Annotated in this window: 10 protein-coding genes; 9 read left to right on the top strand and 1 reads right to left on the bottom strand. The window is 38.5% G+C overall.

All coding sequences use genetic code 11. The features are described from left to right. Positions 1-93: 93 nt before the first annotated feature. Both C7S20_RS04810 and C7S20_RS04805 read left to right on the top strand, forming a co-directional pair. Positions 94-693, top strand: a complete 600-nt coding sequence (locus C7S20_RS04810; protein WP_227009102.1) for a lipid-binding SYLF domain-containing protein — start codon at positions 94-96, stop codon at positions 691-693. A gap of 59 nt (positions 694-752) precedes the next feature. Next, positions 753-1,421: a haloacid dehalogenase type II gene (locus C7S20_RS04805; protein WP_107011413.1), complete on the top strand. Its 669-nt coding sequence runs from the start codon at positions 753-755 to the stop codon at positions 1,419-1,421. 7 nt (positions 1,422-1,428) lie between these two features. On the opposite strand, the gene C7S20_RS04800 is transcribed toward C7S20_RS04805, so the two are convergent. Then, a complete protein-coding gene (locus C7S20_RS04800; RefSeq protein WP_159039869.1) occupies positions 1,429-5,022 on the bottom strand; it encodes a bifunctional metallophosphoesterase/BamA family protein in 3,594 nt (1,197 codons plus the stop codon). A gap of 214 nt (positions 5,023-5,236) precedes the next feature. On the opposite strand from C7S20_RS04800, the gene C7S20_RS04795 reads away from it, so the two are divergent. From C7S20_RS04795 to bglX, 7 genes are all read left to right on the top strand, one after another. Continuing rightward, entirely contained in the window at positions 5,237-8,017 is a 2,781-nt protein-coding gene (locus tag C7S20_RS04795) for a triple tyrosine motif-containing protein (protein WP_227009101.1), read from the top strand. Positions 8,018-8,258: 241 nt separating this feature from the next. Continuing rightward, a complete protein-coding gene (locus C7S20_RS04790; protein WP_107011411.1) occupies positions 8,259-11,471 on the top strand; it encodes a SusC/RagA family TonB-linked outer membrane protein in 3,213 nt (1,070 codons plus the stop codon). Positions 11,472-11,582: 111 nt separating this feature from the next. Then, a complete protein-coding gene (locus C7S20_RS04785) occupies positions 11,583-13,196 on the top strand; it encodes a RagB/SusD family nutrient uptake outer membrane protein (protein WP_236994927.1) in 1,614 nt (537 codons plus the stop codon). Between the two features lie 29 nt (positions 13,197-13,225). Then, positions 13,226-14,563 (top strand): hypothetical protein, encoded by a 1,338-nt coding sequence (locus C7S20_RS19655; RefSeq protein ID WP_193510793.1) that lies wholly within the window; start codon positions 13,226-13,228, stop codon positions 14,561-14,563. Positions 14,564-14,881: 318 nt separating this feature from the next. Further along, positions 14,882-15,985, top strand: coding sequence for a glycoside hydrolase family 16 protein (locus C7S20_RS04775; protein ID WP_227009100.1), 1,104 nt, complete (start codon positions 14,882-14,884; stop codon positions 15,983-15,985). 97 nt (positions 15,986-16,082) lie between these two features. Beyond that, a complete protein-coding gene (locus tag C7S20_RS04770) occupies positions 16,083-17,831 on the top strand; it encodes a cellulase family glycosylhydrolase (protein WP_107011409.1) in 1,749 nt (582 codons plus the stop codon). Positions 17,832-17,881: 50 nt separating this feature from the next. Continuing rightward, positions 17,882-20,149: a beta-glucosidase BglX gene (gene bglX, locus C7S20_RS04765; RefSeq protein ID WP_107011408.1), complete on the top strand. Its 2,268-nt coding sequence runs from the start codon at positions 17,882-17,884 to the stop codon at positions 20,147-20,149.

The raw sequence follows: 20,149 nt of genomic DNA, 5'->3' as shown, positions 1-20,149 counted from the left end.
TTAATGCTAATATGACGTGAAATAACAGGGGATTAACATGCTTAATTTCTTAGGTGATGTAATTTTGGTGCAATAACCGAAAAAACACAAAGTATGACACTGAGAAAAGGAATATTATCATTTTTTGTGCTTCTGCTCTTCTCTTCAGGAATGAGCATTTACGCGCAGGATGATAATTATGATGACAATGACAATAATGAAAACCTTGTTGATCAGGACAAAAAAGAAGAATTAGTAAGGGACGCTAAACGCGCAAAAAAAGCCTTTATCGAAAACAGCAAGAATATGTCAGAGCTTTTTGATAGCGCCGTTGGATATGTGATTTTTCCGAATGTGGGCAAAGGAGCTTATATTCTTGGTGGAGCTGCCGGAAATGGAGTTCTTTTTGAGAATGGTAAGGTACAGGGTTTTGCAGAACTTCGCCAGGTAGATGTAGGTCTTCAAATTGGAGGTCAGGCCTACCGGCAGGCAATTTTGTTTCAAACCAAAAATGAGCTCAATCAATTTAAGAAAGGGAATTACAGCCTTTCGGGAAACGCTTCTGCAGTGATCCTTGAAAAAGGAAAGGCTAAAAATGTGGAATTCAATAATGGAAGAGCTATTGTAACCATGCCTAAAGCGGGTGCTATGGTTGAAGTCTCTGTTGGCGGACAGAAATTTGAATATGCCGAAGCAAAAGGTAACTGGAAATAATTTCAACCGGAATTTCTAACTCATATGCCCTGTGAAAGCAGGGCTTTTTTATTCAACTTATGAAAAAAAATAAACCTCTTTTAATTTTTGATGTTAATGAGACGCTTCTGGATCTATCACCTCTTGAAGCAGAAATAAATTCAGCTATGGGAAATGATCAGGCCTCTGCGGTTTGGTTTTCAAAATTGCTTCATTATAGCCTTGTAGAAACAGTTTGTGGGCACTATCATGATTTTAGTGAAATAGGCCTTAGAGTTTTTGAAATGATCCAGGAAAATTACGGCCGATCTCTTGGCAGCGAGCAAATTAAAAAAATGCTCTCCAGGATAAGTGAATTACATCCACATCCCGAAGTTCCCCGAGTTTTAAGGGAACTTAGGGAAAATTCTTTTGAGCTTATAGCCTTAAGCAATGGGAAACCTGAGATTCTAGAGCAGCAACTTAAATATTCCAATATTTCCCAATATTTTCAACATATCATAAGTATTGAAGAATGTAAAAAATACAAACCTCATGCGGCTACTTATAAATATGCCTTGAAAAAGGCAGATCGTGATGCCGATGATGCTTATATGATCGCAGCGCATGGCTGGGATATAGCCGGTGCAGCTTATGCGGGATTAAAAACCGTTTTTGTGGGACGCAAAAAACTTCCTTACCCTCTTGCACCGGAACCAAATCATATTGTTCAGGATCTAAAAGGATTAAAGGGAATTTTCACCAAATAAAGAAAACTCAAAATTTAAAATTAAAGGTGAAATTGAACCTGCCGCCATCTTCCCCGGTATAGTAACCTATATTACCGGTAAAAAAACTAAAAGCATTAACGAAGAACGAGCCACCATAATCATTGTGCCAGGCATTTGAATTATTATCATCCAGCCAGACCCGGCCATAATCAAAGCCCAGGCTTAATCCCAGCCTGATAGGAATAAAATTAGTTTTGAAAGAGGCAAATCCTGTTCTTAGGTCAATATTCTGATAAAAGGAATACTTTCCGTTAAAACGTTCATTTCTATAACCTCTTAAAGTATTTTCGCTTCCACCCCCAAGAACCGCTGCATGGTAAAATTCATAATTCTCACCAAGTATGGCTTTACCTCCTATACGGGTGGCAAAAACAGCCACACCACTGGGATGCAGGGGATAATCTATAGATAGCATGGGGCTTATATATCCAAATTCATTAGAATGTTCATCAATGTTTTTTTTGTAACCGGCGGTAAGATCTAATTCCATTCCTTCTGAAGGATAAGCTTCCCGATTTTTGCTGTAATAGTTATAATTAAGTTCTGCTCCACCGTAAAGCTGACTATCAAAAATTTCGTTATCAGGAGAAAAGTTTTCTCCAATAAAGCGATTTTGGTCATAAGCGACCTCAAAAGATTCGATCATCGGCTTAAAATAGAAGCTGCTTTTATCGTCATTTTTCCAAATGAGAGACGGAGCGAAATGCCATTGTTCAATTCGAATGCGATTGAAATCTCTCGAATCTTCATCTTTATCATACTCTGTTTCGTTTCCTGCACCAAAATAGTTCATTGTGAAATTTGGACTGGAATAGTAGGCATTAATCGCGACATTCCATTTATAAAGAATATTCGCGAACTCTCCATTGTATTCTATATCGAAACCATTGGTGGCAAAGAAATAATTTGCTGATAATTTCTGTTGAGTGGTAAAAGGATTCTGCACCAGCCCATAGGTTGTGTACACATTTGCCAGCCCGAGCTTTAAACCGGTGTCTGAGCTGAAATCTACTCCGGGAAGTAATTTATAATCCCTGATCATTTTTTTGAAGGGGTCGTAATGATTGATACTATAAGAGTCCACGAGCCATTTATCGGCTTCGGGAGTTTTAATGGTGTTTTCTTTGCTTTTATAATCATACAATTTTGCCCTTTCGTGATTTTTAAAATCATAGATATCATTTTCCTCACCACCCAAAACTTTCAATTTTATGAGATCATCGCCCTCTCCTTCTATTCTGAAAGTATCTTCACCATCCAGGCCATACAGCCATAGTTGACGGGTAAGATTTGAGGTATAGGAATGGTCAAAAACCTTTTCTCCATCTTCATTGATTATTTGTATGTTGGTGGCCCCAGCGGGTTTTCGCGTAATGAGGAAGGTGTCGTCATCTTCAGTGCCAATTATCATGTCATACTCCCGTAAATGTTCATAATACTGGCGGGCAATCTTCATTAAATTCGCTCTTCGGGCGATAAGCTTTTTTTTAATTTCTTTTATAGATTCATCTTTTGCTCCTTCAGGAAGCTGATTAAAAGCTTTTTCAATAAGCTCATTGTCTATTTCATCCTGAATATATTCCACCTGTTCTTTCCATTCTTGCCAGGTAGCAGTTTTTAAAAATGCTTTGTCTACCGGATATGCTTCCACATTGAACCATTTCGGATTATCGAGCATGGCATCGTAATTTTCCATTGGTCTTAATTCCAGGACTCCGAGCTTCAGTAATTTCACAAGAAAACCATCATATTTTGGAAAAGCATGGTCCCGGTCCCGGGGTATTGGCTCATATCTTTTCCTGTCACCTTCTTTATATTCAGCCCATCGCCACTGGTCAGGATGTCGATCCCAATCTCCTATGAGCATATCAAAAATCCTTGCCCTTATGTAGAGTTCCTGATCTACATAGGCATCTTTGTCTTCCTCTAATTCAAGCAGAAGATCTTTACTGCTAAGAATGTCGTCAGGATTTCCAAACTGCTCAAAATCCTTATTTTCATCCCCCACATGGGGTTGCCACATGAAAAGAGCATCTCCATAATCTTTATTGTAAATTCCCAGAGCTTTCTGTTTTGGAACGTAATAAATTTTAGGGGTAGCGTGTTTAATATTCAGCGAATCCATCATTGGGAAGGTGGCATAGGGAGCGTATGGATGAGCTGTGGTATAAAAATCCTGCACATATCTTTCAGCCACTGTATTTTGCAGGTAATCTTCAACATAATGCGTGGGAACCGATTTTTGCAAAAACCGTAAGGCACTTTTTTTAAGGGCTCTTAGAGTATATTCATGTCCTTCATCATCTCTAAAACGCAAAGACCTTGACTGGTGGCCGCCTCCTTCCCCCACAGGTTTTAAATTCCCAGGAATGGTATCCAGGAGGAGAACTGGAAATTCAATTTTACGGGAATAAATCGGGCGGTAATGTTCTCCCCATAGGGCCTTATATAACCAATTCTTATCTGTTTCTTCTTCGGAATAAATGGAAGCTTTTTTAGTTTTTCCAAATTCATCTTTTGAATGCCAGCTTACCTCTGATAATTTTGTTCGCTCTCTTTTTATTGGAGTAGTGAAAATTGGATTTTTTTTCCCGATTTCGTAGAATTCAGCTTCTGAGCTACCATCTTTGAAAGTGGTGACCCTGGCATATCCCAAATCATAAGCGGCAAAACCGCCTTTATCTTTTCGCACTTTTGCTTTTTCAGGATCTGAAGTGACTCCACTAATGATTTGCTCAATACCATCATCCTGAACAAATTGAAGGTTGCGGTCGTTGCCGGAAAGAAAAATTACATCATTGTAACGTGTGGCAAGGGTCTGTAATTTTTGTCTTAGTTCTTTGTATTTCGGATTACGAAAGTTTTGAGTACCGGCACCAATAATCCTTTCGAAAATCCCCTGTTTCGTATTGCTCATTATTGGGTGATGAATGGCAACAAGAATGATTTTTCCCTGGTTATCCTTGAGTTCATCGGCAAATTCCAGTATGAATTCATCGCGCGTTTTTAAATCACATTTGTTGTTGATATAAGGATGCTCATCCCAGTCTTCCAGATACCACTGTGAATCTACTGTCACCAGATGCACATCATCGTTTAAATCTTCACCTTCAATCGGGCAGCCGTCATTAGGCCAGAATTCTGCCCGGCTGTTGTCCTGTAAAAACGATTCGAGATCATCAATATTGTCTGGGGCATCCGCCTGCCATTCGTTTACTCCGGGGGTGAAAACAATTCGCCCTTTAAAATCTTGAAGCAGCTCCAGTAGATGTTTCTTTAAATCTTTTTGTACCTCCTTTCTTCCATCGTCTTTGTTTGGATAGCCATTTTCTGGAACGATATTTCCAATAATTAGTAGGGTCGCTGAATCTCCTTTTTTGGAGGCAGCATTGATGGCTTCAAATAATTTTTTATTGGTTGAGTTATCTCTTAAAGCGGTATTGGCGGTGATATAAACAGAATGAACACTTTCCTTTCCATCTTTTTTCTGCTGCGCGCTTCCGGTGAAGCTCGCCCAAAATAGAAACAAAAAAAGGAGAGATCTGAAATATATATGTGTAGGCATCTGATGTTCAGACATAGATATAGGCAGGAGTTTGATTGATTTTAAACAGTAGTTTTGTACATCTTTAACTTTCAAAATAATTTAATTTACACCTTAAAGAATAAGCCTTTATAAATATTTAACAGGTAAAACAAAAAATTTTGCTAATGAAAATGATGCACATATTAGTGTAAAATTTCTTTCTTTTATAGACGTTAGTTACCTTTCAGTGTTCAATTAAACCTCGATTTTGCAAAAGACACTTCTATTACTCTTTTCCCTTTTCTTTTTAAATGTTTTCGGGCAGGAATTACCTCCTGTGATCAATTATAATCCCAATGATTATGGGGGAGGTAATCAAAACTGGATGATCTCTCAGGGGGGGAATGGAAATTTTTATTTCGCCAATAGTATGGGGCTGCTTGAATATAACGGTGAAAAATGGAGTTTGTATCCCATTCCCAATAAAACTATTGTACGGTCTGTCAAAGCCTATCAAAACCAGATTTATACTGGCGCGTATATGGAAATGGGCTACTGGACAAGGAATGAGTTCGGAAAGCTGGTCTATACTAGTTTATTGCCCGATTTAAGGGATAAGATCAACGATGGTGAGCAATTCTGGCAAATTGATGAATTAAACGGAATGATCGTTTTTAGAAGTTTTGACGGAATATACTTCTATAGTCCCAAATTAGATAAGCTAACCAAGATGGAGAATCCATCGGGGGAACCTATTTCTCATATGTATAAGTTTCGCGGAAATTTATATTACCAACTGGTGAATAAAGGACTTTTTAAGATCAATAGTGGAAAGTCTGAACTGGTCATCCCTAATTCCAAATTGGGCGGCATGGCCATTATTGGTTTGTTCGAGAAAGATGGGCACTTATCTTTTATTTCAGGTAAGGATCAATTTTTCAAATGGGCTGACAATGAATTAATTTCCATATATGACGATTTGCCGGAGAAAATGAATCACCCTGGTATAATTTCTATGGCTTCGTTGCGAAATGGCGATCTTATAATCGGAACCGTGGGGAAGGGTATTTTTCAGATCGATAGAAATGGAAACATAATTAATGTCTTTAATCAGGAGAATGTTTTATTGAACAATACCGTTTTAAATATTTTTGAGGATAAAGATTCTAATGTCTGGGCAGGTCTTGACTATGGCATTAGCATGATTAATCTTAATTCTCGTTTCTCCTCTTTTCAGGATACAAGAGGAAGCATCGGTTCTGTTTATACTTCTTTTGAACAAGAAGGTAATTTATACCTTGGTACCAACCAGGGGCTTTATTTTCGGAAAAAGGGAGAAACAAATTTTAATTTAATAGAGGGGACCAACGGGCAGGTATGGAGCCTTGATGAGGTGGACGGAAAACTTTTTTGTGGTCATGATACCGGTACTTTCTTAATTAAAGACACAAAAGCAATTAAAGTTTGTGACCGTCTGGGAACCTGGGTTGTAAAAAAGTTCTATGACTCAACCTATGTCCAGGGTCATTATAACGGAATAAGTTTTTTACAGGAGAAAAATGGACAAATCATTGCATTACCAATGTTAGAAGGATTTCCGCATTCTTCAAAATTTATAGAAATTGACGATTCAGGTGATGTATGGATCAGCAATGAACACAAAGGGGTTTTTAGAATGCGAATAAATGATTCCCTGACTAAATATGATGAGATTAAAAATTATTCCTTTCCGAACGAATCTGGTATAACTTCCAGTATTTTTAAATTTAATGACACGCTTTATTACAGTTCTAAAGAAAGGGTTTACAAGTACAATCCCGAATCAGATGAATTTTCAGTCAATAACAATATCAATAAATCGCTCGCGGGAATAAAAAGGGTTTCTGGAAGAATGATCGTGGACGACGCGAATCACCTTTGGGGTTTTGCAGAAGACGGAATATTCTATATTTATCCGGCACCGTTAACTGCTAATTATGAACTGGAGTTTGTGTACATAGACCTTGCTAACCGAAATATTACCGTAGGATATGAAAATATTGAACATATAAATGACAATGATTATTTAATAGGGGTTGCCAACGGATATTTAAAATTTAATAAGGAAGAAGATTTAGAGAAAGATTATACTATTTCTATAGATAAGATCAACGCCAGCATTCTGGATTCTGTTTCAGAACCTGTGAGATTAGGATCTACTCCTAATTTTTCTGCTAGGAAAAACAACATAGTCTTCCAATATAGTGTGCCTGTTTATAACAAATTTCAGGAAGTCTCCTATAGTTACAGGTTAATAGGCCTTAGTTCAAACTGGAGTGGTTGGGAACATCAATCCAGTGCTATTTTCAAAAATCTGCCATTCGGTCATTACCGTTTTGAAGTCAAAGCTAAGGTGGGCAATAAGATTTCGAATATTTCAGGTTTTGAATTTGATATTGCCAGGCCTTATTACCTGAGCAATCTGGCTATATTGACATATGTGATTATTTTAATTCTTTTATTCCTTGCAACACATCTTATGTATAAGCGTCAACATGCGAAATTAATTGCTGAAAATGAAAGGAAAATAAAGTTAAAACACCTGGAAATTGAAAAAGAAATAATAAAGCTCAAAAATGAGAAATTGGAACAGGATATGGCTAATAAAAATAAAGAGCTGGCAGTTTCAACGATGAGCCTTATTAAAAAGAATGAGTTTTTAACCAGTATTAAAAATCAACTTAAAAATAAAGAAGAAACGCAGGAAATTAAATCGGTTATAAAAAATATAGATAAGGATATTAATGAAGAGGATAACTGGAAATTTTTCAAAAAGGCATTTAGCAATGCCGACAAGGATTTCTTCAAAAAAATGAAAGAAAAACACCCTGAATTGACATCAAATGATTTAAAACTCTGCGCCTATCTTCGCCTAAATCTTTCCTCAAAAGAAATAGCACCCTTACTTAATATTTCTGTAAAAAGTGTTGAAATCAAACGCTATCGTTTGCGTAAAAAAATGGATTTGGATCGGAACACCAATTTAACAGATTATATCATCAATGTATAAACTTAACAAGACCCAAAAGTAACTCTACATTAACTATACAAATGTCTTTTTTTCGAAATTTGAAAGAATAAGCGTAATTATTACGTAATCTCTGTAAGTACTAGGTTTAATTGCGATTAGAGCAATTTATATTTGCTTCCTTTAAGAATTTTTTAATTGTAGACTTTTTGTAAAGGTACTTTTGAGCTGGTCTTAACATAACTTTAATATATTGGCGTTTTAATTTTAACAATCAATCCAAATGAAGAGATTTACTTGCTTTTTAATTGCCTTGTTTGGCGGGTTATTTTCAGTGTTTGCACAAACCGTTCCAGTGACCGGTACAGTAACCGATGAAAATAATTTGCCTTTACTTGGAGTTAATGTATTGGTGAAGAATCAGAGTAAAGGAACGACTACCGATTTTGATGGAAATTACTCAATCGATGTAGCTCAGAATGATACTCTTGTTTTTTCTTATGTAGGATTCGTTAATAAAGAATTTGTTATCGATCATGCACAAACCCTTAATGTGGTATTAAAAGAAGATAAAAATAACCTTGATGAAGTAGTGGTTGTAGGTTATGGTACTCAAAAGAAAGGTTTAGTTACAGGTTCTAGCGTTGCGGTAGATGGCGACGAAATTGCGGCACTAAATACCGGGACAGCAATGGAAGCGCTACAAGGTCTTGCCGCAGGTGTAAGCGTTACAAGAAATAGCGGTGCACCGGGAGCCGGTACCAGGATAACCATTCGTGGTTTGGGAACAATAGGTAATTCAAGCCCTTTGTACATTGTCGATGGTGTAGCTGTAGGTAATATTGATTATTTGAACCCTTCAGATATTGCATCAATCAACGTATTAAAAGATGCGGCCTCTGCAGCCATATATGGTTCACGTGCAGCAAATGGTGTTGTTCTGGTAACTACTGTAAAAGGTCGTAGAAATAAACCGGCTCAAATTAGTTATAATGCTTACTATGGCTTCCAGAATATTTATAAGAATTTAGATCCTCTAAATGCCCAGCAGTATATGTATATTATGGATGAAGGTCGGGTTAATGATGGTTTAGCGCCAAATGATTGGCATGCTAAACTTGTGAATAACACCTGGCTGGAGAACAATTATCCTGGACTGGGAGCCCAATTAGGTGAAGATATCTGGACAGATCTTCAAAACGGTTGGGAAGGAACTAACTGGATCAATGAAATGACTCAGGAAGATGCTCCTGTTCAAAGCCATGCTATAAACATTACCGGCGGAAGTGAAGATATAATTTATTCGATGGGAGCATCGTATTTAGATCAGGAAGGTATGATTGGTGGTGATATAACCAATGCAGGTTTCAAAAGGTTCACCGCAAGGCTGAATACTGAAATGATATTAAAAAAGAATGATGAGCACTCAATTATTACAATTGGAGAGAATTTCACCTACACAAATATTGAAAACAGAAGTGTTGCAACCGGTAATATTTATTGGAACGATTTGCACAATGCTCTGGTTCAAAATCCTTTACAGCCTGCTTACTGGCAGCCTGCAATAGACAATAATATCAATGAGTTTGGTTTTACACCCACTTTAGAGGGAATAAGTACTAACCAAACGAATCCATTAGCCGTGATGTATTACCGCCATAACTATAACTATGGTAAAAATAATACGATTGTGGGTAATGTATTTTTGGAAATTGAGCCTATTAAAGATTTAAAATTTAGATCTACATATGGCACCAACGCCTGGTTTGGTCATAACAGATCTATGAATCCAACTTATCATTTAGGTACCCTTTACCAGGATGATGTTGACGGCGCTCAACAGAGTCAGTATTTCGGGAATGACTGGACATGGTCAAACACTCTTTCATATGATTTACAAATGGGAGACCACGAATTGAATGCTTTGATTGGTACCGAATTACTTCAAAACCAAATAAATAATGAAGTTGGTGGTTCAAGAAGTAATTTATTATTCCCTGGAAATCCTAAATATGCTTACGTAAACAATACGCAGAGCCCTGAAAGTATTAATGATATTAATACCTGGGGGGCTGATTGGGCTGCCGGTGGAGGTGGCTTAATGTCTTATATTGCAAGAGCGCAGTACAATTATAAAGAAAAATATCTTTTAGCTGCGACAGTACGTGCCGATGGTTCTTCAAATTTCGCGAAAGGTAATAGATGGGGAACATTTCCTTCAGTTTCTGCGGGTTGGGTTATGACAGACGAAGACTTTATGTCCAGTACTTCTGGTATTCTTGATTATGCAAAAATTAGGGCAAGTTGGGGACAAAACGGAAACCAGTCTATTCCTAATTTTATTTACTCATCACAAATTGCGTATGTATTCCCAGGTTATTTCTTTGGAGATACAAAACCAGTTTCAGGAGTAACATCCTATCCCGCAAGAGTAACGAATCCTGACGTTACCTGGGAAACTTCAGAACAGTTAGATCTTGGATTTGATGCTCGTATGTTTAATTCAAAACTTGCCATCACCTTTGATTGGTATAAAAAAACTACCAAAGACTGGCTTTTAGAAGCACCAATTTTGGGTACATCTGGTGCGGCAGCTCCATTTATTAATGGTGGGGATATCCAAAACTCAGGGGTCGAATTAGTATTAAACTGGAATGATGAATTTGGTGATTTCCAATATGGAGCAACTTTAACCGGCTCATATAATAAGAATGAGGTTACCAGAATAGCTAATACTGAAGGGATCATTCATGGGCCCAGTGATGTTCTGTCGCAGGGGACCAGTGAAATTTCCAGAGTTCAGGTGGGCCAGCCAATAGGTTACTTCTATGGTTATAAAGCCGATGGAATTCTACAAAATCAGGATGAAGTTGATGCTTATGTAACACCTGATGGTAATCCATATTTTGCTGACCAGCGCCCCGGAGATGTTCGATTTGTAGATCAAAATCAAGATGGCCTTATCAATGAAGCCGATAAGGTATACCTTGGAAATCCTAATCCTGATTTTGAAGCAGGTCTGCAGTTAAATTTAAAGTATAAAGGAATTTATGCTAATACCACCCTTTCCGGAAAATTTGGAATGCAGGTAATGCAATCTTATAGATCATTTTCTGATCAATTTACTCAGAATTATACCACAGCGATTTTCGATCGTTGGCATGGAGAAGGTACTTCAAATACCCTTCCAAGGTTGAGTTATACCTCCAATAGGAATACCCAGTTTATTTCTGATATTTTTATGCATGATGCAGATTATGTGAGAATTAATAATTTAACCCTGGGTTACGATTTCGGATCAAGGTTTGCTGATATTGCAGGGATAACAAATCTTAACCTGTACGTATCGGTGAATAACTTATATACCTTCACGGGTTATGATGGAATGGATCCTGAGGTGCGGTTTGGGCACGATGCCAGCTGGGCTTCAGGTATTGACCTTGGATTGTATCCACAGGCAAGAACAGTGATGTTTGGTCTTGGCATTGACTTTTAATATAAAAATTAGATTATGAAAAAAATAAAATTTTTAATAGCTATTGCAACAATGTTCGTTGCCATTAGCTGTAACGACTACTTAGATACAGAGAATATATACGGTAAAAGTTTGGAGACATATTACAAGACTCCCACCGATATAGAAGAGGCTATGGCAGGTGTATATAATGCGTTATATACTCCCAATGTATTTAGCAATGAAACAATTGCCGCTAACCTAATGTCAGATATGATGTTAGGTGGTGGTGGGCCCGATGATAAAGGGGCGAAGTGGGTTGACAATTTTGAAGACCCTCTTGAAGATACTTATCGTGATTTGTGGGTGCAATCGTATAATGGAATCGCCAGGACAAATGCTATTATTGAAAAAACGGTAGATGCTGATTTTTCTTCTTACTTCAGTAGTGAAGAGGAAGCACAACAATTTAAAGATCAGGCCATAGGTGAAGCTTTGTTTATGAGAGCATTCTACTATTTTAGACTGGCTAAATTCTTTGGAGGGGTACCGCTTATTGTGGCTATTGATGATCCTAAGGATGTCCCAAGAGCTTCTTATTCTGAAACTTTTGCGCAAATTGCTTCTGATCTAAAATTGGCTATTGAAACATTACCTGACGTTCCTTTCCCAAGTATTCCTACAACTGCGTACGGGCATGCGAATAAATGGGTGGCTGAAGCTTATATGGGTCGTGTCTATTTATTTTATACAGGCTATATGACCAATATGAATAATACCCCAACTAATGATTTACCCCTTGCAGACGGAGGATCTGTAGGAGCTTCAGAAGCGGCAGGATATTTAGAAGATATCATTAATAACAGTGGCTATGCTTTGGCTTCAGATTTTAGAAACCTTTGGCCATATTCATATGTAAATATTGCTGCGGGAGCACCTGTTTTGCCCTGGGCAGCAAATGAAGGATTGTCCTGGGTAGGTCAGGACGGAGCCAATCCAACTTTTGGTACTGGCAACTATGAAACTATGTTTGCACAAAGATTTTCTTTTGGTGATTGGGGATGGAATAATGGAAATATTTATACCAACAGGATGTCTTTATTTTCAGCTATACGCGGTAACTCTTTAGTACCTTTTGGTGAAGGCTGGGGATGGATGCCAGTAAACCCAAAATTATGGGCTAATTGGGATGATAATGATCCACGAAAAGTAGGTTCTATTATTCAAGTAGGACAGCCAGAACAGGGAACTGACAATTACTCCCTACCTGGTAACCAGGAGCAGGGAACAGGTCTTTTTAATAAAAAATACACTGCCTTACAATATCCTGATGAAAACGGTGCTGTAAAAGGAATGTTTGTACAATTATATAACTGGGGTAATGCCGATATGCAACTGATGCATGCGCAGGACTTTATTTTTATGCGTTATGCTGATGTATTATTGATGTATTCTGAAATTACCGGTGATGCAACAGGATTAAATGCTGTGCGGGCAAGGGCAGGATTAGATCCGGTTGCATACTCCTTGGAAGCTTTAAAAGAAGAACGTTTACACGAATTTGCTTTTGAAGGTTTACGTTGGTTTGATCTGGTACGCTGGGGAGATGTTGATTCAGCCTTTAATTATACAATCAATGTAAATAATTCCGGAACACCTGCTACTTATAAGGTGAATTACAGGCCTGAAACTAAAGGTTTGGTTCCAATACCGGAAACTGAAATTAGATTATCTAATGGAGCTTATGAGCAAAATCCAGGCTGGTAGAATAAATTTTAAACTTAAAAGTTAGAGATATGAAAATTAATAAAATTATAAGTCTACTAATTGTTTCTTTTGTTCTGCTTTTTTCAGCTTGTGAACCCCAAGTAGATGAGCAGGAACTACATAACACAACGAATGTTGAAGGTGTAGAGCTGGTAGCAACACAAAGCACCACAGGAGGAAATGAAATTACCCTGGAAATGGTAACCCCCGGGATTACCGGATATTGGGATTATAACCTGGGTAAAGCTCTTACGAATAGAACCACCTTTGTTTATCCAATTCCCGGAACAGCAAGTTTTACTTATGTAGGAACTTTAGGTAGTGAATTTTTCACAAAAACAATTGAGGTAGAAGTTGATCAACTTGACCATGATTTAGATCAGGACTGGTATGATCTCGTTGGTGATGATACAGCAGCCGGTAAAACCTGGGTTTTTGACGGTGGGCCACAACCTGATGGAAGACTTTGGTGGTTTATGTCACCTCCCAACGGCAAAGATGGTGCCTGGACTGTATGGTGGAACGCAGCTGGTGAGTGTTGTCCTCCGAGTGATGCCTCGGGCAAAATGAAATTTGATTTAGATGGCGCGGCTAATTACACTTATTATGCTGATCCAAACGCTGAAGGACAACCAGGAAGCTTCGTTCTTGATGTGGAAAACCAGAAATTGATAATAAACAATGGTAATATTTTAGGATCGGGAAATGAATATGGTGCTGTTGTAGGCAATCCTGCTGGAGTATATGAGATAGTTTCCTTAACAGAAGATCAACTGGTATTGTATGTTCCACATAACGGTTTTGATACTGGCTGGACCTGGGTTTTCAAACCTGAAGGATCCGGGGATACAGGTGATGGAGGTTCAGCCGGAATATCAAGTCTTCCAATAAGCTTTGATGACTCCGAAGATTATGTTAGCTCTGCTTCCGGAGTTGGTTTTAATGTGGTGACTAATCCTCAGCAATCTGGTATTAATCCTACTGAAACCATGGTTGGTGAAGTTGTCAATGCCGGAAGTCAATATGAAGCATTGACTATTTCTTTGGCTAATGCTATAGATTTTTCAGGCTCTAATAAGACTATAACAATGAAAGTTTATTCTGAAACTGCATTCCCGGTATTATTTAAACTAGAAACCGGTGTAAATGGTGAAAGAGCTAATGAGGTCCAGGTGAATCATGGTGGTACAGGATGGGAAGAATTAACTTTTGATTTTAATAATGCAGTAAAAAGTTATATCGATGGTAATCAGGGAGCCGGAGAGGCATTTGTTCCAACAGGACAATATGATAAATTCTCAATATTCCTTGATTTTGCTGGAACTACCGCCGGTACCTTCTATATAGATGATATCGAACAGAATTAGAAAGAAAAACACTGTTCTATATTTAAATTATTAAGTTTTGATCATCAGAATCCTGGCAGTTAGCTGCCAGGAAGATGATCTTGACCAGGTAACTATCACGGCGCGTTTAAATATTGTTGTACCGATATTAGTACAGACCGAAGAATAAGAACTTTTTAAAGTGAGCAGTTCAAAGTTCAAATAAGTATTTCTTCCAAAACTAAGCTGCTGCCTATTGAATTATTATCCTTTTTCAGAAGGAAAGGGAAAGAATATAAAAGAGGGCAATTTTGCCCTCTTTTTTTTAAAAACAGCCTCTTTATATTAAACGAACATGGCATGAATAAAATCTTCAAATATCAACAGGTTTTGATGCTTCTGATTTTAGCCTTATTACAATCATGTGACGCAGGTACTAATGAGGATATTCCTTCCCAACCAGAAAAAATCGTTCCGTCTAATTTAACTTTAGATATAACCATAGTTGGTGCTGATGAAAACAATCCTTATGGAGATGGATCTGGTGTTATAAAAGTTATTGCCAGTGCAACCGATGCCATAAAATACGAATTCGGGTTTGGGGATGGAACAGTGATGACGAATACCACAGGAACAGTTGAATATACGTATACGAAAAGAGATATAAACAATTATCTGGTATACGTCAATGCATATTCAAAGACCAATGATTTTACCAGAACTTCTGAAAAAATTGATGTTCTTGTGCAACGTGCCCCTTTTGATGAACTGGTTTTTTCTGATGAATTTGATACAGATGGAAGTCCTGATAATTCCAAATGGGGTTATGATATCGGTACAGGAAGTAACGGCTGGGGAAATGGAGAAAAACAGTACTATACCGATAGATTGGAAAATGTAAAAGTTGAAGGGGGATTACTGAAAATTACAGCAAAGAAAGAAAATTATGGAGGCTCAGCCTATACTTCAGCTCGAATCCTTACCAAAGGGAAATTTGATTTTACCTATGGTAAAGTTGAAGTTAGGGCTAAATTACCCTTTGGCGAAGGCACCTGGCCAGCCATCTGGATGTTAGGTTCAAATATTAATACGGCGGGTTGGCCTGCTTGTGGTGAAATTGACATCATGGAACATTGGGGGCATAATCAGGGTTTTGTTCAAAGTGCTGTACATACTCCTTCTAGTTTTGGCAACACCGTGAATCATGGGGCTCAAACTTTGAATGATGTTTCCACAGCTTTTCATGTGTATGCAGCTGAATGGGACGATCAGGAAATAGTTTTCTCAGTTGATGGTGTAGTTCATTATACCTATAGCCCTGCAGCAAAGAACTCGGAGACCTGGCCTTTTAATTCCAATCAGTTTTTAATATTGAATGTAGCTATGGGAGGAAGCTGGTTTGCCATAGATCCTGATTTTGAGTCCTCAACCATGGAAGTAGATTATGTAAGAATTTATCAATGATAAAATCAATCACATATTATTAAAATGATCTTCCTCCGTTTTAATCCTGGATAGGTGGATCTAAAGCTTAGGAAAACAGCCTAATAAAAACCGTAAAATGAAAAGCATCTTCTTAAAAGTTTTTTTGTTCTTTTCTCTCGCTTGTTTTTCACAGGAAAACTCAAAAATTAATTTCCTCCATACCCGGGATCAAAAAATAGTTGATGCCAACAATGAAAATGTCCTGCTTCGCGGAATTGGTCTGGGAGGTTATATGCTGCAGGAAGGTTATATGTTGAAGTTTCCTTTTCAACATCAGCAGCAGCACGTGATCAAAGAGGAAATTCAAAAATTGATAGGTGAGGAAAAAACCGAAGAATTCTACAATAAATGGAGAAATAATTTCATTCAGAAAGCTGATGTGGATTCTCTTAAAAAATGGGGTTTCAATTCCATCCGCCTTCCCATGCACTATAATCTCTATACACTTCCTGTAGAGGAGGAACCGGTTGTTGGAAAAAATACCTGGCTGGAAACCGGATTTAAAATGACCGATTCGTTGGTAAAATGGTGTAAAGCAAATGAAATTTATCTCATTCTGGATATGCACGCTACTCCGGGTGGACAGGGCCATGATTTGAATATTTCAGATCGCGATCCCTCCAAACCATCTCTCTGGGAGAGTGAAGCAAATCAGCAAAAACTCATCGCCCTCTGGAAAAAACTGGCCGAAAGGTATAAAGATGAATCCACTATCGGGGCTTACGATATCATTAACGAACCCAACTGGAGCTTTGAAGGTCGTACAGAAGGTGTCGAAAAAAACGGCGTAGCCGATACCGGCAACCAGCCTTTAAAAGATTTAATGGTGAAGATCACCAGTGCCATTCGGGATGTCGACCAGAATCATATTATCATCATTGAAGGAAATGGCTGGGGAAATAATTACAATGGGATACTGCCGCCCTGGGACGATAATATGGTGCTGAGTTTTCATAAATACTGGAATTTCAATACCCAAAAAGAGATTCAGAAATATCTGGATTATCGCGAAAAATACAACATTCCAATCTGGCTGGGGGAATCGGGTGAGAATTCGAATGTCTGGTTTGCCGATGCGATTCAACTTATGGAAGAGAACAATATTGGCTGGTGTTGGTGGCCGCTGAAAAAACTCGGTTACAACAATCCTTTGCAAATTAAAACTAATTACGGTTACCATGAAATTCTAGAGTACTGGCGCGGGAATCTTGAAAAACCTTCGGAAGAGGATGCCTATAAAGCTTTTATGAAGCTCGCCGAAAATACTAAAATTGAAAATTGCATCATTCATTATGGTGTGATCGACGCCATGATGCGCCAGCCGCATACCGATAAAATACGAAGTTTTGGGAAGATCGTAATTTCTGACAAAACGGAAATACCTGCTGTTCATTACGATATGGGCAAAAATGGGATCGCATACTATGATACTGACTTCGGAAACTATTATGTTTCTACAGGCGGGGAACGTACCCGATGGAATAACGGAAATATCTATCGTAATGACGGGGTGGATATTTTTGAAGATGAAACCGGGTTTTATGTGGGAGATACCAAAGAAAATGAATGGCTCCAGTATACCTTTCAGGTCGAAAATGAGGGGAATTACCGCATTTCTTTTCAGCTGGCTTCCAGTGCTGAAGGAAAGGCTGAAATTGTAGTGAATGACCGGAATTTAGGTGCTATTCATATTTCAGATACCTCTGATGAGTGGAAATGGTTCAGCCTGGAAAATGTGAAATTACAAAAAGGGAAAAATCAACTGAAATTTAAAATAGAGAATGGCGGTTTCCAATTCAGGAGTATCCGTTTTGAAAAACAATAATAGATTAATTCAAAAAAATAAATACTAATAGTCTGCTAAAACCAACAATAATGAAAAAAAGATATTTTCTAATCCTGTTTATAGTGACTTTTATAAGTCGCGGACAGGAATCGAACATTAAAAGCTCCGTAAAAAATGTTGAAACCAAAGTAGATTCGGTTCTTAACCTCATGACGCTTGAAGAAAAGATCGGGCAGATGGTTCAGTACAACGGAGGCTGGGATCTTACCGGACCCGCTACCAATGCCGGAAACAAGCAAAAAGAAGATCGTATTAAAAAAGGTTTGGTGGGTTCACTTTTGAATGTGCTTTCTCCTGAAGCTACTGAAAGCGCTCAACGCCTGAACATGGAGAATTCAAGATTAAAAATTCCTATGATGTTTGGTTATGACGTTATTCATGGGTACAAAACCATTTTCCCGGTACCTCTTGGAGAAACTGCCAGTTGGGATTTGGACGCGATGCAGGAATCTGCGAAGATTGCGGCCCTCGAAGCGGTAGCCGATGGAGTAAACTGGACTTTTTCGCCAATGATAGATGTTTCACGAGATGCCCGTTGGGGGAGGATCATGGAAGGTTCAGGCGAAGATCCCTATTTGACTTCACGGGTGGCTGAAGCGAAAGTTCGTGGTTACCAGGGAGAAAATCTTGCCGATCCACAAACTATCGCTGCGACAGCCAAGCATTTTGCAGGTTATGGTTTTGTGGAAGGTGGCAGGGATTACAATGTTGCCAATATTGGAAAAACTGAACTTAATAATTTCATACTTCCTCCGTTCAAAGCAGCTGCCGATGCCGGAGTAGCTACTTTTATGAACTCATTTAATACGGTTGATGGAACTCCTGCCACTGCAAGCGAATATCTACAACGTGAAATCTTAAAAGGAAAATGGGACTGGAAAGGATTTGTTGTTTCAGACTGGGGATCTATTGCCGAGCTTATTCCCCACGGAATAGCTAAAGATAAAATTGAAGCCGCCGAAATTGCCATTAAAGCCGGAAGCGATATGGACATGGAAGGCGGAGCCTATGAAACAGGTTTGAAAAAACTCGTGGAAGAAGGAAAAATTGATGAAAAAATTATTGATGATGCCGTTAGAAGAATTCTTCGGGTAAAGTTCAAAATGGGACTTTTTGAAGATCCATATCGTTATTCCAATAAAAACCTGAAATCGCAGGTCAATTATGAAGAGCATCGCAAAACAGCTCGTGATATTGCAAGAAAATCCATCGTACTACTTAAAAATGAAGGAAATCTTCTTCCTTTAAAACAGAATCAGAAAATAGCGATCATCGGGCCGCTGGCTGATGATAAGGATACTCCTATCGGAAACTGGCGTGCACAGGGAGAAGCGAATTCTGCAGTTTCAGTAGTGGAGGGAATTCGAAATCTGGGTCCTCGAAACATCAGCTATGCTAAAGGAGTAGACCTTGGAATGGGCGAAAAAAGTTTCCTTGTTCCTTTGAAGATCAATGAAACCGATCGTTCAGGAATCCCTGAAGCCGTGGAAAAGGCTAAAGCCGCCGATGTTGTGGTAATGGTCCTGGGTGAAGATGCTTTCCAGACCGGAGAAGGACGAAGCCAGACGAATATAGATCTTGCCGGTCTTCAAAAAGAACTTCTGAAAAAGGTTTATGAGGTGAACAAAAATATCGTTCTGGTTTTAATTAATGGCCGCCCGATGGAGATCACCTGGTCTGCTAAAAATATTCCAGCGATCGTGGAAGCCTGGCAGCTGGGAACAGAAAGTGGGAATGCCATTGCCGATGTGCTTTATGGAAAATACAATCCTTCAGGAAAATTGCCTGTTTCTTTTCCACATGCCGTTGGCCAGGAACCTCTGTATTATAATCATAAAAACACAGGAAGACCCTACACTCCCGGTGTGGTAACTTCTTCTCATTATACCGATATTGAAAATGGTCCTCTTTATCCTTTTGGTTACGGATTGAGCTATACCACTTTTAAATATAGTGCTCCACGGCTTTCTTCCGATAAAATGAATGCCGGAGATAGTATTTCGGTCAAAGTTGACGTTACCAATACGGGAAACCTTGCGGGCCGCGAAGTGGTGCAATTCTATTTAAGAGATAAAGTTGCCAGCCTGGCAAGGCCTGTAAAAGAATTGAAAGGTTTTAAACTGGTGGAGCTTGCTCCGGGAGAAACAAAGACGGTGGAATTCAATATTGATGAAAAAATGCTTGAATTCTATGATGCTGCCGGTGAATGGGTGACCGAACCAGGGGAATTCGAGGTGATGATCGGTGGAAATTCTGAAGAGGTACAAAACACCGACTTTGAATTCATAAAACAATAA

The organism is Christiangramia fulva, from assembly GCF_003024155.1.
In the GTDB taxonomy this organism is placed as follows: domain Bacteria; phylum Bacteroidota; class Bacteroidia; order Flavobacteriales; family Flavobacteriaceae; genus Christiangramia; species Christiangramia fulva.
Note: the sequence above shows the minus strand (reverse complement) of the source record. Positions and strands in the feature narration are given on the sequence as shown.

Coding starts and splice junctions, on each gene's coding strand:
- C7S20_RS04810 (WP_227009102.1), top strand. CDS start 94: ATGACACTGAGAAAAGGAATATTATCATTTTTTGTGCTTCTGCTCTTC.
- C7S20_RS04805 (WP_107011413.1), top strand. CDS start 753: ATGAAAAAAAATAAACCTCTTTTAATTTTTGATGTTAATGAGACGCTT.
- C7S20_RS04800 (WP_159039869.1), bottom strand. CDS start 5,022: ATGTCTGAACATCAGATGCCTACACATATATATTTCAGATCTCTCCTT.
- C7S20_RS04790 (WP_107011411.1), top strand. CDS start 8,259: ATGAAGAGATTTACTTGCTTTTTAATTGCCTTGTTTGGCGGGTTATTT.
- C7S20_RS19655 (WP_193510793.1), top strand. CDS start 13,226: ATGAAAATTAATAAAATTATAAGTCTACTAATTGTTTCTTTTGTTCTG.
- C7S20_RS04775 (WP_227009100.1), top strand. CDS start 14,882: ATGAATAAAATCTTCAAATATCAACAGGTTTTGATGCTTCTGATTTTA.
- C7S20_RS04770 (WP_107011409.1), top strand. CDS start 16,083: ATGAAAAGCATCTTCTTAAAAGTTTTTTTGTTCTTTTCTCTCGCTTGT.
- bglX (WP_107011408.1), top strand. CDS start 17,882: ATGAAAAAAAGATATTTTCTAATCCTGTTTATAGTGACTTTTATAAGT.